The 17,988-nt window shown below is 48.9% G+C and carries 3 protein-coding genes, 1 tRNA gene and 1 pseudogene; all 5 read left to right on the forward strand.

The annotated features are described in order from the left end of the window. Positions 1-110: 110 nt before the first annotated feature. Positions 111-205: transfer RNA gene (locus BUB27_RS18935), tRNA-Sec, on the forward strand. A 550-nt stretch (positions 206-755) separates the two neighbouring features. After that, a complete protein-coding gene (locus tag BUB27_RS13195) occupies positions 756-16,385 on the forward strand; it encodes a tandem-95 repeat protein (RefSeq protein WP_159434959.1) in 15,630 nt (5,209 codons plus the stop codon). Next, positions 16,382-16,966 carry a hypothetical protein gene (locus tag BUB27_RS13200; RefSeq protein ID WP_143184314.1) on the forward strand — a complete coding sequence of 195 codons (585 nt, stop codon included), beginning with the start codon at positions 16,382-16,384 and terminating at the stop codon, positions 16,964-16,966. The genes BUB27_RS13195 and BUB27_RS13200 overlap by 4 nt, the downstream gene beginning before the upstream one ends. A 144-nt stretch (positions 16,967-17,110) precedes the next feature. Next, entirely contained in the window at positions 17,111-17,626 is a 516-nt protein-coding gene (locus BUB27_RS13205) for a hypothetical protein (protein ID WP_143184315.1), read from the forward strand. 125 nt (positions 17,627-17,751) lie between these two features. Next, positions 17,752-17,988, forward strand: a pseudogene (locus tag BUB27_RS13210) (hypothetical protein); the annotation flags it as partial.

The following is a 17,988-nucleotide window of genomic DNA, read 5'->3' on the forward strand; positions in this document are numbered from 1 at the left end:
TTTGGTCGTGCCTAATTTTGCAATCAGCTTTCCAGTGATATTTAAGAAATATAGAAAGTATTTGCGTGGATACGATGGTGTGATAGCTTCCGGCAAAATACATCCAAAAAGGAGGGTGCTGCGTGCCTGGTGGTCGCCGGAGTCTTCAAAACTCTTGAAGGGCTGTAATGGTCCTTGATTGGTTCAATTCCTTTCCCCTCCGCCAATTTGGGTGATGATTATTATATGCGGAATCTTGAGGGCTGTGGCCACAAGCTAGAATTTTGCTTCTTTGAATTCCATCGCAATGCATAGGGAGCACGTATCAATGAAGCTTTGGATGAGAGGATATTGTCCAAATCCTATAATGTAGGGGAGGAGTATTTCTTCTATGCCTATCATCGTTGAATAGTTTTGCGAGAGCTTGGTCTGGGGATAGCTATAAAATCGGCATTTATTGATATTATCGTGTGAAGAACGTTCTGCGATATTGCGTTTTTAGTTTCTGTTGGATAAGTGTTAGGTGGTGTTGTTAGTTTGATGCATTGTTTTATGAATCTTAACTAAATGATCTGATTTTCTTTCTTCATAGATGGTTGGAAGGTAGTAGTTTGTGCTTTTAGGGTTTCTTGATTCTTGAGTTGTTAGGGGGTGTTTAGTCTTTTCCCGTCGAGCTTATGAAGACTACCCCTTCAAATTCCTTATTTAAGTGTTTTCGTGTATTTGCAACTATCCTCACCGCGGCGATTGGATCGCTTTGTGCTGAAGATATCGCGGTGTTATCGAAAAATTCGCCCAATCTGAACTCCGGCAGAATCGAGGGCGATGTTGCCGTGATTGATCCCGAAAATGTGAATGTGAATGCAGGTCACACGATCCAGGGGACACTGCATGTACCGGGAAATCCTACGATTAATGGATCCACCCAGATCATTCAGGGCTCTGGCAGCACTGAACCAAGTAGCCACACGATTGGGATCCACAATAAATCGACTGTCGACACAGTCGAGGTGAAGACTGAGGTCCGAGTATTGCCTGTGGTCACGCAACCAGCGGATTCAAGCGGTACAGTGGATGCGGTACTCTCTGTTGGGGGTTCTCTGGGGGATCCTGCTCAGTTGAGGGATTTGGTGCTGCAGAGTGGTTACGGTAGTTTGAGCCTTCCTGCTGGAAACTACGGGGATATTACGATCAAGAAAGACTCGACTCTGGTACTGGGGGTAGCAGGCCAAGTGAGCGAGTATGTGTTTACTTCTTTGACCTTGCAGAAAGGTGCTGGCCTGGAAGTGCTTGGCTCCGTGCAGATCACACTGCGCAAGGATTTACATTTGAATGGGGCTGTCGCAGGTGATGAAAGTCATCCTGAATGGTTGACGTTGAGTCTGTTTGGGGGGAATGCGCACTTGAATGCCAAGTCCACCTTCTACGGGCACATTGATGCAGCACTCGGCAATGTTCACTTGAATGCCAGCTCTCAGTTGATTGGTTCCGTTCGCACGGAGATGTTCAGCATCAATGGCCGATCCCTGCTTCGCTACGCGCCAAGGGAAATCGTGGTGGTCAATCAAGCTCCATCAGCCAATTCAGCCAGCTATGAAGTAGTCGAAGATACCAGCATTCAGCTGGAGCTCACTGGTGTGGATCCTGAGGGGCAGCCTCTTACCTACACCATTACCGCTCAGCCTCAGCACGGTACCTTGAGTGGAACTGCTCCACTGCTGACCTACACGCCTGCCGCTGGCTACGCGGGTAGTGATCAGATCAGCTTTGTCGTCAGTGATGGTGTGAATACTTCAGCTACAGCAGTCATCGATCTGAATGTTTTGCCTGTCAATGATGCGCCGACAGCCGAGTCCAAAGTGTATAGTTTGGACGAAGATACGTCGGTCAATGTCTTGCTGGCAGGGAGCGATCAAGAAGGCGAAGCCCTCAGTTACAACGTGTTGAACCAGCCGTTGCATGGGCAGGTGACAGGGACGTCTCCTAACTTGGTGTACACTCCGGATGCGAACTTTTTCGGCCAGGACTCCTTCACCTACAAGGTCAATGACGGTGAATTGGATTCAGAAATTGCCACGATCAATCTCACTGTAGATGCGGTCAATGACCAGCCCGTGGCCAATGCCCAGAGCTTGTCGACAGCCGAGGACCAGAACCTCACTATTCAGCTTACTGGAAGTGATGTGGAAGGGGATGTCCTCAGCTATACCATCAAGACTCAACCTCTTAGCGGTGTTCTTTCAGGCGCCGGAGCCGACTGGGTGTATACGCCAAACCCTGATTATCACGGCGATGATTCCTTCACCTTTGTAGTGAATGATGGCTCACTGGAATCTGAAGAAGTACAGGTTTCCATCACAGTCACACCTGTAAATGACGCTCCAGTAGCTACCAATGCGAGCCTCCAGTTAGCAGAAGACGGCAGTGTCGTGGTCACATTCACTGGCAGCGATGTGGACGGCGACAGCTTGAGCTATGTTCCAAGCCAGCCGTTGAATGGGGCACTGGTAGATGACAATGGCAGCTGGGTATATACCCCCAATGCCAATTTCCATGGTGAGGATAGCATAGCCTTCCAAGTGGCCGACCCATCCGGAGCCACGGCTTCAGGTGTGATTAGTTTGACCGTCACTCCAGTGAATGACGATCCTGTTGCCAGCTCAGACTCATTCGGCCTCAATGAAGACACATCTCTGCAGATCGTGTTCCAAGCCACCGATGTAGATGGTGACAGCCTAACCTACACTCCAGCTCAGCCTCAGCACGGAAGCTTGGTCAACAATGCTGGGAATTGGGTATACACCCCTCAAGCGAACTACCATGGCACAGACAGTATTTCCTTCACAGTGGCAGATGGTAACGGGGGAACAGATACAGGCACCCTTACCTTGACGGTGTTGCCAGTCAATGATGCGCCGCTTGCTGTCGCGCAATCCGTACAAGTGAATGAAGACGAATCCTTGTTGATCGATCAGTTGGGGACGGACCCTGATGGCGATGCACTTACATTCACCGCATCTTCTCCGGCTCACGGCACCTTGACCGTCCAGGCTGGTCAATGGCTTTACGTGCCTGCTGCCGATTACCATGGCGCTGACTCCTTCAGCATCACAGTCAATGATGGCAATGGGGGGCAATCCAGTGCGCAGGTAACGATCACCGTAGTACCAGTCAATGATGACCCAGTCGCACAAGCCCAGTCTGTGGAAACCCCAGAGGACAATGCGGTTCTCATTACGCTCAATGCAACTGATGTGGACGGCGATGCGCTCAGCTACCAGGTGAACCAGCCTGCAAACGGCACTCTCACCCAGCAGGGCGAGAACTGGCTCTACACGCCTAACGAAAACTTCTACGGCGCTGACTCCTTCATCTTCACCGTAACGGATGGCAACGGAGGAAGCTCCGCAGCCCAAGTGAACATCACCGTGCAGGCGGTCAATGATGCTCCAGTTGTCTCGAATATAAATGTTAGAAGCTTGGAGAATGCTACTGTGACCTTACCATTAATTGGTGAGGATCTTGAAGGGGATAGCCTGAGCTACGAATTAGTAACCCAACCAAGCCACGGCTTGATCGTACAAGGATCACAGGGCGAGTGGAGCTATACTACAAATACTGATTTTTCAGGTATCGACACTGCCACATATAGGGCTTTCGACGGGACAGAATATTCGACAGCGGGTCAGATTATTATTGTGGTTGATGCTGCGCCGAAAATTGTGATTTCTTCCCCTGTTGAAGACAGCGAACATGTTCTGGGTGACCAGCTAATGTTAAGTGCCACAGCAAGTGATAAAGATGACTCTATTGTAGTTACACGACTATATTTGAATGATGATCTATTGCTGCAGAATGCAGGTGCTACAGCTTCTTATGATGGGAGTGGTCTGGCATCAGGTATCTATGTTGTTAGGGCTGAGTCTGTGAACTCGGATGGTATTCTTGTTCGTAGTGAAGATGTAAGGTTTACAATCAAGGCGCAAAACAAGCCGCCAGTGGTTAGTGCTGGATCTGACCAGACTTACGCGCTTGATGCCGTATTTTTGAATGAACTTGTTATAAACGGTAGTAATGAGGAGGAGATGGTTGATGGGGTACCTGCTGGCTGGAATGTTGTCTCAGGCAATTGGGGGAATGGTCAACCTTCGGGAGCTCCTGCTGGCTTGGATGGAGTTAAAATCTTTGCAGCAAGTAATCCTGATACGAATGAACTAATGCAGGATATTGATTTGTCTTCATTCGAGAATAGTATCGATAAAGGGGTTCAATATTTTCAGCTTAAAGCATTTATTCGCTCTTTACCTGAGCCGGACCGCTTAGATAAATCGAATATCATTCTCGAATATAAGGATGCAAGCGGAGCGGTACTTGAGAAGCAGCATTTCAATCCAACACCGGTATCGGATAGGTGGTTGTTAGTAAGTGACCTTCGTGCTGCTCCGATCGGATCACGTGTAGCTCGAATTCGTCTAATTGCTGACTTCAATCTCACAGGTACAAGTAATGATGCTTATTTCGACTCAGTTTCATTCGTTCCTCTTAAATCTCCTGTTGTGTATTTATCAGGTGAGGTTGAGGATGATGGTCTATTAACGGATAAGCCTACCCATAGATGGGAGCAGGTGAGTGGCGCTCATTCGGAAATTATCAATAAGAATGCCTTGTTGACTCAGTTAGCTTTACCGCTACCTGGCCAGTATGTCTTCCGCCTGATTGCTGATGATGGTGAGTTTGCTGTGGAGGATACGGTGATTGTAAGTGTGTCTCCTCCTGGAACAAACCTGCCTCCAGTCGTTCAGGCGAATGACGACTTTACGGTCCCATTTAGCTCTAGTGGAATAGAAGTAGGAGCTGTAATTACCGATGATACCTTTGTAGGTAGAGAATCTGCAGAGATTCTTTGGACAAAGGTTGAGGGGCCAGCCGATATCAGTTTCGCAGATCCATTTTCCAGTGCCACTGAGATCTCTTTTAGAGAGCCAGGTCGATATGTGTTTAGAATATCAGTCTTTGATGGGGAATATACTGTTTCAGATGACATTATAGTACACTTAGAGTGTACTGATGATGATGTCCCTTATGATATCGCGATCATGATCGATCATTCTGGGTCTATGGGATCCGTCAATGATCCATCATCCAATGTGAGTCGTGCAAGACAGGGAGCAATTCGTTTGTTAGAATCCCTTAATTATTCATTGGACAGTGTTGCTCTGGGTTCATTGTCGAGCGTTTCAGTTCCATTTACAAATGATCCAGACACGTTGATTCTTTCTGTGCCAAATATTACAGGGTCATCTTCGAATACAGATACAGGCATAAGCCTTGGATATGAGGAAATCGTTAATAATGGACGTAGTAATGCACGTAAGCTTGTCATTGTTCTTGCTGATGGTAATGCGACGCAATCAACTACTGGAGCGGATTTAGCTAAGGACGCAGGCGTACGAGTGGTAACTATTGGTCTGGGAGGATCTGTAAACGATACATATCTCAAGCGTCTGGCGACCAGCCCCAGCGATTACTACTTTATTAAAGATAGTAACGATATTGATGCTGTTTTTCAGAGTATTAGTCGAAGTTTCTGCAGATTCGTTAACCTGGCTCCAGTGGTTTATGCTGGAACTGAACAAGCAATCACCTCTGCTGAGGAATCTGTATTTCTTAGTGGAAGTTATCTAGATGATGGAGTTCCTACTGGAGCGGTCTACGCTAGGGAGTGGGTAAAGATAAGTGGCCCAGGTGAAGTAATATTCAGTGAGAGGACTTCACTGACTCCAGAAGTGACCTTTTCGGATCCTGGAGTCTATGTTCTCGAGTTGCGAGTCGACGATGGGAACAAAGTTGGCTCTGCTCGCACCCGTATTAGTGTGGGCTCTGGTTGTAAAATGATCATCGCTCCAAACGCTACGGCATGGTGGAGCGGTAGTGACGTGGCGACCGATCGTATCGGAGGGATCCAAGCTCGCCCCAGTGCTTTTACAGCTAGATATCGTCCAGGTAAAGTTGGAACGGCATTTAGTTTTAATAACAGTAATCTCTTGTATTTGGGCACCAATCCAGCGACTCAGATTGATGAGTTTGATCAAGGCTTTACTGTCGAAGGATGGTTTCAGGTTGAAAACAATTATACTTATCTGTTTAGTTTTGGAGATTATGCAGGAGTAGACATCACCTCAAGTAACCTGTATTTCCGCTGGAGGTACTTTCTCAACGGTAGTCTGCAATCTTCAGCTGCAACTATAGCCAAAATCAATGATGTTAGGGGATCAGTTGATGATTATTTTCATGTCGCAATCACGTATGATGCTGAGACAGCTTTGGCGAAAGTATTTGTCAATGGAGAGTTGACCTTTAGTCGAGTGATTCCGCAACTCGTGTTGTCAGAATTGGGTGAACTTACTCTTGGGGGGGTAACTGGCGATAGTACGCTTCTGAATGGAGGAATAGATGAGTTTACCATCTATGAGAGGCCATTAAATCAGAACGAGGTGATTAATATTGTTGAAGCTGGTGATCACGGAAAATGTCCAGAAAGTAAGAATCAGGCACCATTCGTGGATGCTGGGGAGAGCGTTTTCCTGCCAGCTGGTGTTCAGAATGGTCATCTTAATGCTTTTGCAACTGATGACACCGGAATTCGTTCTATTGCTTGGGAAGCAGTTAAAACGCCAATAGGTGGAACCATAACTATAGATGATCTTAGTAATTTAAAGAGTTCCTTCGTAGTGACAACTGACGGGTATTACCTGCTCAGGCTGACCGTGTCCGACGGAGTTCAGCAAATGAGTGACTATGTAGTTGTAAGGGTAGGGTCTCCGTGTGGTGTGGGAGCGGGCGATGGAGTGGTTTCTTGGTGGGGTTTTGACGGGACTTCTGAGAATCAGGTTGCCATATCTCCAACCAGCTGGGATCGCTATGCTCACTATGAGGAGGGGAATGTCGGCTATGCACTATCGATCAATGAAGCAAGTGAGAGTGTTGTGGTTGAAGCCTCTGAAAACCATGATTTGGATAGCTTCGTAGATGGATTTACTCAAGAATGCTGGATCAACCCCTCAGCTAGTAATTATTTATCTATCTACCGATGGGGGGACAGTGGTTCGTATTTACGTCAGAGCGGCAGTAGTATTCAGTTCTACTACTTACGTGGCCAAGGCGGTAGCACTATAGGTAGAACTATCGGTCAGGTGACCATTGATGGTTCCACATGGTCACACGTTGCGGTTACCTATGATAAGGCATCAGGGTTACTTGTGGGCTACCTGAATGGGGAACAGGTCTTCAGTGTAATTGATACAGTGTATCTGGGCTCAAACACCGATTTGGTAATTGGAAGTAGACCAACAGCTACCAGTACTTATAGAGGGAAAATAGATGAACTCACTTTCTATAATAAAGCTCTGAGTGCCGCTAAGGTATTGAGTATTTACCAAGCGGGAGAATCTGGTAAATGCCCTGGTCCTCGGAATCATGCTCCAGTTGTTGATGCAGGTCCTGATATCATGCTAGCAAGTGTGTCTGACATCGCATCTGTAAATGCATCAGTAAGTGATCCAGAGGGGCAGAATGTGGCTGTTCATTGGGAGCAGCGATTTGGGGCAGGTGTCGTTAGTTTTTCAGCTCCTGACTCAGTCAATACTCAGATCTCGGCGAGTGCCCCTGGTATGTATGTCATTGCCCTTGTAGCTAATGATGGATATGCGACTTCAGAAGACCTTGTGTCTCTGAGAGTGGATACAGAGTGCAGGGCTATGCTCCCAGATGGGGCTCTGTTTTGGCTACACTCTGAGGGAAGCACGGTGGATCGCCTGAGTGGACAAGCAGGTGAGAGTTATGGTTATAGTGATTATGTAGATGGTATTGTTGGTAAGGCATTGGATACATCCAAACTTGCAACCAATGGTCTGAGCTATACTGGTGTACCTAATGCCTTGTTGCATGATGGGGTGGAAGGTTTCACCTTTGAGGCATGGATGTCGCTGACACCGTCTCGCTATATTAAAGTCATAGATTGGGGAGGAGGTTTCTACTTGAAACAGAGTGGATCTTATTTCTATTTCTATTACCAAGATGCAAATTTGAATACTCGTGCGGTATCGTTAGGATCAGCGATTAGTAGCACAGAATTTGCTCATTACGCATTTACTTATGATCCACAAACTAAAGTTCTTAGGGCTTTTACGAACGGTAGTTTGGTGAGGGAAGTTTCGAATGTGACCATGGAACTTTCAGCTCAACAAGCCTTGACGATTCCCAAGACCGTCGATCCAATTTTTATAGATGAATTGACTCTTTATAAGAGGGTACTCAGCTACTCAGAAATTTATGCTATCTATTCAGCTGGTATGTACGGTAAATGTGTACCAGGTGAGAATCTTGCACCATTGGTTGATGCGGGGAGTGATATAAAAATCACATCATCAGTGGATGCGGCCCAGTTGAATGGCAAAGTGGTAGATGATGGGGTCTTCGCTGTTGAGTGGAAAGTAAGCTCGGCTCCAGAAGGCTCTCAGGTGACTTTTGTTGATAGCACCGCTCTCCAAACGAGTGCCTCATTCACAGTGGACGGTGTCTACTTATTAGAGCTTGAGGTGAAAGATGAATACCACACACGTAGGGACCTAGTAATGGTACATGTGGCGGATGTCTGTCTGGAAAGTATTCCAGAGCCTGAGATGTGGTTCGCATTCAACCTGGACTTGAGGGACAATATGGCAAATCGACGCTTCGAGCTAATCGAAGGCTTGGCGGAGTATGAATCATCGGATTTGTCTTACGGCCTTGCTATGACAGGTGTACGTGCAGTATTACCAGAGAGCAAAGCTCCACATTTAGCTGGAGGTGAAGGCTACACAATTGACTTCTGGCTTAAAGCTGGGGAGATCGATCGAGTATATGGGGACCTTTTGACCTGGAATACAAGCAAGTCATCCATTTACTTGAGTTATGGTAGACTGTACGCCCGGTGGTATGATGATTCAGGATATCCCTACAGTATCTATCTTGGAGATATGACTTTGGATAAAAATTGGCAGCATGTTGCTCTGGTTATAGATGTCGAAAACCTTCAGCTTCGGGGTTATATTGATGGAGTTCTCTACAGAACCACTGCATTGAGAGCGAATTATCTCTACCCATTGATGGGAGATATTCTCTTTGGAGCTGAAAAAGCTAATGAAAGTACTTTTGATGGTGTCATTGATGAGCTAGCCCTAACTGAATCTGTGCTCACGGGTGAGCAAATTCAGCTATTAGCTACGCAGCCGATATCAGGACGTTGTGTAAATCATAGTGCCAATACGCCTCCGCTCGTAGAAGTTGGAGGTCAACGGGCAGTTCAGCTTCCGAACGCGGCTATCACTCTCAAGGGTTTGGCTGTTGATAGAGAACAGGAATCAACCCAGCTATCCTATTCGTGGACCCTTCAGCAAGGGCCGGTAGGCTATAGTTATAGCGGTTCAAATGCAGCTCAAACTGATCTTCAATTCTCAATTGCTGGAGAGTATCTTTTTAATCTAGCGGTAAGTGATGGCGAGTTGGCTACTACAAAGCATGTTAGAGTCATCGTCCTCCCGGAGATAAATAGTCCGCCTATTGCGAATGCTGGGCAGGATACTACCGTATATTTTGGAGAGAGCATCTCATTAGAGGGGAGTGCTCAGGACGATGGTTTGCCAAACGGGACACTAACCTATCAATGGAGGCAAGTTTCTGGCCCTGAGATTGAACTACTCTCAAGTTTATCGGCTCAGGCTCTAAAATATATCCCATTGTCCGGAGGCAGGTACGTATTTGAGCTCCATGTTTCGGATGGTGAGCATTATGACACTGATCAGGTGGTTGTTGATGTGCCACTTATTGTCAACCAACCACCTGTGGTAGATGCTGGTGAAGATGAGCTGGTTCGTTTGGAGAATGGTAAGACTCTTACTTTGCACGGCTTGGTCACAGATGATGGTCTTCCGGGCCTTAATCTGGAGGTGCAGTGGCGCCAAACTGCAGGGCCTGTGGCGAATCTAGAGAAGATCAATGATACTGATGCTTTGGTCCTTTTCGCTGAGCCAGGGAACTATCAGTTTAGTCTGATCGCGTCAGATGGAGTTATGGAGTCCAGTGATTCAGTCTCTGTGACTGTCGTAGAAAACAATGATCCTCCAGTTCTTGTTTATAATGGCGATTTGTTAGTGAACAGTAATACTGGCTCTTTGTCGGTGTTGGCGACAGATGACGGTAAAGTTCAACCGCTTTCCTACACATGGACTCAGATATCAGGGCCACAGGCGGTGATCGCGAATCCCCAGCTTGCGGCTACTCAGGTTACTTTCAGTGATTATGGAGTATATGGATTCAGGGTCGAGGTAAGTGATGGTCAATTTGCTTCAAATCTGGATATCTCAATCGGCTATCCAGATCCTGACGGGAATAAGCCTCCTCAGGTTAGTTTGTTATCCGAATATCAGGTGGTTCTCCCCAGTCCATTGACAATGTCTGCCTCGATTACTGACGATGCAAAGACAAGTGAAACCGTGGATATTCAGTGGACAGTGTTGTCCAATCCTGATGGAGGAGCAGCAACCATCTCTGATGCGACTGTGACAAATCCAACAATAGAATTCTCTGAACCTGGAGCCTACCAGTTACAAGTTTCAGTAAGTGATGGAGAGTACACGACGACAGCGCAAACCACAGTGATTGTAAGAACAAACACCCCTCCATCTCTGAGTTTACAAACGGAGTATACAATTGTTCAGCCATCAGGTCAGCAATTAATGACTGTTAGTGTACAGGATGATGGGTTGCCTTCAGGCTCCCTCAGCTACCAGTGGGTACAGGTGTCTGGACCGGCTGAGTCTGAAATTGTAGGCGCGAATGAGGCCTCTGCGACTGCTCAGATGTCAATCGTGGGTGACTATTTGTTCTCTGTGACTGTGAGTGATTCTCAGGATAGTTCCACTGCTCTCGTTGTAGTGCATGTTGTGGAGGCTGGAAATCAAGCTCCAGTCATCGAGGAGTTGGGTATTCAAAACATCCAACTAGGAAGTTTGTATCAACCTGTACCAGTCGTGTCTGATGATACGACGGAGGTAGAGAATCTGATTTATCAGTGGAGAGTCGTGTATGCTCCTGAAGGAGCACTTTATCATGTCAATGATTTGGATGTCGCGTCTCCGGAGTTTTCGTTCTACACCGTGGGCTCGTATGTTATTGAGCTGGCTGTATCGGACGGTGAACTGCAGACCAGAAGGCAGGCGGTTGTTAGCGTGGTAGACATTCCTAAACTTGAAATGATTTATCCTTTCAATTCTTCAGCCATCGATGATCAAGGAATAGTCCAGTATGTCGCAGATGTATTTTCTGGGGGGCAGGTTGTGACTAAGCTTGAGTTCTATCTGGATAATGTGTTGATCGGTGAAGGCACTCGCTATCAAGACACTGTCCGCTTTGTCTATAATGCAGGAGTGCCTAGTCAGGGGAGTCACTCGGCATACGCCAAGGTGTATGTTACTAATGGACAAAGTTACGTGAGTGAGGTTGTGAGCTTCGAAGTCGTTGATTATGATGAGGAGCAACTTGATCTGTCTCTCGCTAGCCCGATCGATGGAGATACCGTTTCATCTAAGATCGCTGTAACTGGCACAGCATACAGCAATTTCTTGGATCAATATATCCTGGAATATCGAGTGAAAGGAGACACTTTCGCTGCATGGAAAGCATTCCATAGAGGTTATGAGCCTGTGGTAAATGGGGTATTAGGCTATTTTGATTCTAGCCTGCTTGAAAATGGCTTGTATGAAATTAGAGCCAGAGCGTTATCTAAAACTGGGGCTGAACTAATTCATCCGTCAGTTGGAATCATCCTCGAGGGGAATCTCAAGATTGGTCACTTTGCCTTGGCCTTTGAAGATCTCTCCGTGGCCATGCCGGGTGTGCCGCTCAGTGTCACTCGCACCTACGATAGCCGTGATAATTCACAAGGTGACTTTGGTCCGGGCTGGCAGCTTGGCCTGAAGGGAGTCGAAGTCCTCAAGACCCGCAACCTTCAGGAAGACTGGGAAATGCAGGTAGTTGAGCTTGGAGGTATACTTCAGGCGTTCTACACCATCATGGATTCCACCAACCGTAAGCGCGTGATCGTCAAGTTCCCGGATGGCCGCACCGAGGTGTTCGAGGCATCCATCGATGCCGCGGGTGTCAGTTCCTACAACTTGTTCGGTGATCTGCCTGAGAACGGGGTCTTCTTGCAGGCCGTTACAGGTGGTAAAGTGATCTTCAAACCGGTCAATGGAGCACTGGGTAAACTGGAAATCACCAATGGCGGTGAATTCTACTGCTTTGGTAATGAAGGTCCAAAAGACATCAATATCGAAGGCGGCGAACCGACCGAGTTCCGCTACACTGAGGAGGATGGCACCAGCTACCTCATCAGCACCACTCTCGGCCTGAAGGAGCTTACCGACAGACAGGGTAACAAGGTGACTATCCAGGAGGATGGTATCTACCACAGTGCCGGTGAGAACGTGCTCTTCACTCGTGATGCAGCCAATGGCAACCGCATCACTGCGGTGACCGACCCGGCGGGTAACCAGATCCTCTACGGATACGATGAGCAGGGCCGTCTGGCTTCCGTGATGAACCGTGAGAACGAGGTCACCACCATGCTCTACGAGAATGTGGCCTTCCCGAACTACCTCACCAGCATCCTCGACCCGCGTGGCGTGCAGGCCATCCGTACCGAGTACGATGACGATGGACGCATGATCAAGCAGGTGGATGCCGATGGAAATGCCATCGAGTTCGAGCACGATCTGGCGAACAACCGCGAAATCATCCGTGACCGCCTCGGCAATGTCACCATCCATGAGTACGATGACTTCGGAAACGTGATTCGCACGACCGATGCCCTCGGCGGCGTGACCACCCGTGCTTATGACGCTCAGGACAATGAGATTTCTGTCACCACTCCGGAGGGTGTCACCACCAGCCGCACATTTGACAGCAAGCGCAATGTCACCTCCGAGACCGATGGTCTAGGGCATGTGACCAGCTACAGCTTCAATGACAGCAGCCAGCCGACGACTATCGTGGATGCTCTGGGGCAGGCCACGACCTTCGGCTACAATGCCGCTACCGGGAATCTGACCGCGCTGACTGATGCCGTGGGTACTACCACCAGCTTCGGCTATAGCGGCTCCAATCTGGCCAGCCTGACGGATGCCAATGGCGTGGTGACCTCCTTCTCGCATGACAGCCTCGGCCGCGAGCAGGGGATGACCGTGAAGGATGCAGCCGGAAACGTGCTGCGTAGCGAGAGCTATACCTACGATGACAATGGCAACCGACTCACCACTACCACCACCCGTACCAAGCAGGACGGCACCGTGGATACCCTGGTGACCAGCTTCACCTACGATGCGGAGAACCGCGTCCGCGTGACCACCCTGCCGGACGGCTCCACCACCGAGGTCATTTACAATAGCTTCGGCAAGCAGCAGAAGACTATCGATCAGCTCCAGCGCGAGACTCTCTATGAGTACGATGACCGCGGAAATCTCGTGAAGACCACCTATCACGACAATACCTTCTCCACCACCACCTATGATCTGGAGAACCGCAGTGTGGCCTCCACGAACCGCATGGGAGTCACCACCTACTTTGTCTATGATGCCCTCGGCAGAATGACCGCCACCATCCTGCCGGACGATTCCATGCCGGCGAGCGTGCTGGATTCTGTGGCAGACATCCTGGCCTCATCCGCTCTAGCAGACAATCCGCGTACGGTCACGGAGTACGATGCCGATGGCAGAGTCGTGGCCAGTATCGATGCCCTGGGGAACCGCACCGAGTTTGAGTACGATGCCGCTGGCCGCCGCACCCTCGTGCGGGATGCACTGGGCAAGGAGACGCTCACCACCTACAATGCCGTGGGCAGTCAGGTCTCCGTGACAGACGCGCTGAACCGCACCACCAGCTTCGTCTATGATGATGCGAATAGGCTCGTGCAGACGGTCTTCCCGGATGCCAGCACCACTTCCGTGAGCTATGATTCCCTCGGCCGCCGCCAGAGCGTGACGGACCAGGAGGGCAATGTCACCAGCTTCGAGTACGATGACCTTGGCAGAATGGTTGCCGTGGTGGATGCCGAAGGCTTCCGCACCGAGTACGACTACAATGAGCGTGGCGATCTCCTCGTGCAACGCGATGCATTGGGCCGCGAGACAAGCTACCTCTACGACAAGCTTGGCCGTCGCATCGGCCGCACCCTGCCGGAGGGGCAGAGCGAGAGCGTGGCCTACAACGTGCTGGGCAATATGACTAGCCGTACGGACTTCAACGGCCACACCACTACCTACACCTACAACAGCAGGGACCTGCTGGAGGTAGTCACGGCGGATACCAGCCATCCGTCCCTCGCGCTGGCCCATGCACCGGCGAAGTTCGAGTACGGCTATGATTCCATTGGCCGCCGTATCAGCGCCACGGTGAAAGGCTCTTCCAACAATGTCCTCTATCAGGACGGCTGGAGCTATGACCTGCGCGGGCGTCTGTCCCAGCACAGCTCAAGCAATGGCACGCTGGACTACAGCTATGATGCGAACTCGAATCTCCTCAGCGCCCACAGCAACAGGGCAGGGGGCTACGACCAGAGCTACAGCTATGATGCGCTCAACCGCCTGGAGAAACTCTATCAGGGCCGTGATGCGGGCCGCACCGAGATTGCTGGCTACAGCTACAATGCCGTTGGCAGCCTGGCGAATGTCAGCTACCAGAATGGCATCGGCCACGAGTACTTCTACAATAGCCTGAACCGCCTGACCGGGCTGGATGTGGCGAAGAATGGAGTGGCAGCCGTGCAGCAGGGCTACGCCTACACGCTGAACAAGGCCGGTCACCGCACCAAAATCGAGGAGGCCAGTGGCCGCGTGATCGACCACGTCTTCGACAAACTCTACCGCCTGAAGCAGGAGAGCATTGCAGGCTCGCTGGACGGACGCAATGGCAGCATCGACTATGTGCTGGATGCTGTGGGTAACCGCACCTCCCGTACGGCATCCACCACCAGCCTGCTGGAGCTGCTGCCTGACCAGAATTTCTCCTACACGAACAACGACCTCCTGAGTCATCACAGCTACGATGCGAACGGCTCCACCACATCCTCCCCACAGGCGGACTACCCTGTGACGAAGGACGAGGACGGGGCGACCCGTGCGGGAACTAATGGAGACATCTACGACTTCCGTGGCAAGTTGCTGCGCCGCAACCGTGGCGATGGATCCTACGTGGACTGCCACTACAATGCCGACGGTGACCGCATCCGCAAGGAGATCACCGACGACCTTGGCATCAAGGTGAAGGATGACATCTACCTGATCGATCGTAATACCCATACGGGCTACGCGCAGGTGGTCGAGGAAGTGGATGTGAACGGGCTACTCACCGCCAGATACCACTACGGTCACGATCTCGTGGCGGTGGATCGCAAGGCGAGTGCGGGCGCGAATGTCACCCGTGACTTCTATTCCTACGATGGTCATGGCTCCGTTAGGGCGATCACCGATGAATACGGTGACCTGCTAGAGGAGTACGACTATGATGCCTTTGGAATCATGCTCGCCTTCCGTCAGTGGGATGCTGGCACAGGCATGATGGAAGACCGCGACGTGGCGGACTATGCCTACCTCAGCAAGAACCGCTACCTCTACACAGGAGAACAGTACGATGCCGACTTAGGCATGTACTACCTCAGAGCAAGGTACACCAATACCCAGACAGGCAGGTTCCATAGTATGGATAGTTATGAGGGGAGAAGGGGAGAGCCACTTACGTTGCATAAGTATCTGTACACACATGCCAACCCTGTGAGTTACACTGATCCGAGTGGGGAGTTTATCTTATCAAACTTTAAATACGGAAAAATTGTGCACGACACTATCGGTTACCATTTCGTAGCTGATGCTCCAACTCGATTGAGATATGATGATCAGACCATCAAAACTATTCTAGCAACAAATGGTAGCCCTTCAAACGGTGAGCCTGTTGGTGCTCGTCTAAGACCCGATCTTGTGGATTGGGATTCGGCAGAAGTATGGGAAATTAAACCAATGTTATCTTCACAAGGTGCTTTAGCACAAGTGATGCAGTATATCACATTGTTGAGTTTACAAGACAGGAGAGCCGTGATTTACACACCAGGAATATCATACATACCTCCGAGTATAGTTTATGTGGAGCCTCATATTCGAGCTTTTACATGGGTAGCTGCACCGGGTGTAATACTCTATTATCTACTAGATACTCAGGAGCTTACTGCTTGGGGGTTAGCTGGCGTTACTGTATATAGTCTACATGAAGTAACAAAAATGGTTACTACACGATCAGCAGCTACAAGAATTGCGATATGAATGATTTAGAAAAGAAGTTAGCGACAGTAGGAAGAGTGTTCTTAGAGGAAGAAATGGGGAACTCATTTCAGACTCTTAAGAAAATTCGCCTCAGAGGTCTTAGAAAAGTAATAGAGTGGATAAATAAATTGGACGACACTGCAAAACTAGATTTGATTAGCGATTGGTACTCAGATGGGAGGGGTGAATACTACGAGCAGAAAAGGATTGAAACTATGACTCAAGCAGGCATTGAACCCAGATATAGTTTTGAGGGTAATAAAAAGTTTCTGAGAAAACTTAAGTCGGAGTATTCAGGCGTTAAATTTTCTGATTTTTCATCAGACAGTATATGTGCTGATTCTTCATGTGGTGAGCTAAAGTTTAGAACTTTAATAACTGCAAATAGCAGGAGAGAGAATATCACATGCATGAATTTTGTTACAAGTGGTAACGGGAAGCCTAGTAAGTTTTCATTGCTGCCTATGTGTCGTATCTACGGTTATGATGCTTGGAAAGCTGAAAGGTTGGATGTAGATGATTCTGTTAGGGAGGTCAGTGAAGTCCTTGATAAATGTTATGAGCTAGCCAGTCATTTGTAACCATGGTACCTCGTATCAAACCTGTGATGATTGATATTCATTGATAACATGGTCTAACCGTGGGGAGTCTGACCGTCCGATGTGGTGGAGGAGCGGGGGTGGGGAATGGAGAGACTCATACCTACCAAATTCTTTAACAAGATCATGAGAGACGAATACAAAGCCGCCCTCTTTAAGTGGGTAGAAAATTCCATCCTTGATGTATGGAAGGGTGCTAAGCTCCGTTCAAAAGATAGAGCCAAGAATGCATTAACGTTTTGGAAGCATTGTAGTGATCCTGATTTATGGATGTTTGTTAAGGTTCGTGTAGATTCGCTTGCTGAGTCCTTTAGCTGTGAGATTGGATGGAACTCCATACAAAAGATAGAGGCACCTGATTTCATGGATTCTAGGAGCCTAGATTTTGACGGTAGTGCCTACGAGCTTGGTCACCACGCCTTTGGTTTGAAGTTATTGACTGAAGGTAATGATGGCTGCTGGTATTTGTTTACGCTCGAAGAGCAGTCTCAAATAGAATATATCATGGGTTTGAGCGGCGATGTGACTGATGCCCAAGTGCAAGAAAGGCTTATGCCGCATGTTTCTGATTTTCTGACACAATTAGAATCTAATGGGCTACCATACTTAGAGTGGGTATGTAGTAAAAAGCTTGGTAGTTAAGTGTTTTATAGAGACCGACCTATTCAGCCCAATCCTCTCCCTCAGAGTAAGCGCTAAATCATCGACCCTCGGTTTGCGCTTCGCCGTTGTAACGTCGATTTCATAGACGTCATAGCATGACAACTATGACGTCTACGAATTCGCCGGGAAATCCCCTCATTAAGACCGACTGCATCGGCCGGGTTCGTCTGGACAAGAAACATCGGGAGGCCCTGCTGGATACCTTCGAAAAGAGCCCTCTGTCAGGAACGAAGTTTGCCGCCCTTCACGGCGTCAAATACCAGACCTTCGCCACCTGGGTCCAGAACCGCAAACGCGAGCGTGATGAATACCCGGTAGTACCCGGCGACGAGCCTCCTGCG

It is taken from the genome of Rubritalea squalenifaciens DSM 18772 (assembly GCF_900141815.1).
Classification (GTDB): Bacteria; Verrucomicrobiota; Verrucomicrobiia; order Verrucomicrobiales; family Akkermansiaceae; genus Rubritalea; species Rubritalea squalenifaciens.

Bases quoted from the DNA above. Each gene is read 5' to 3' on its own strand.
- BUB27_RS13200 (WP_143184314.1), top strand. From the start codon at position 16,382: ATGAATGATTTAGAAAAGAAGTTAGCGACAGTAGGAAGAGTGTTCTTA.
- BUB27_RS13205 (WP_143184315.1), top strand. From the start codon at position 17,111: ATGAGAGACGAATACAAAGCCGCCCTCTTTAAGTGGGTAGAAAATTCC.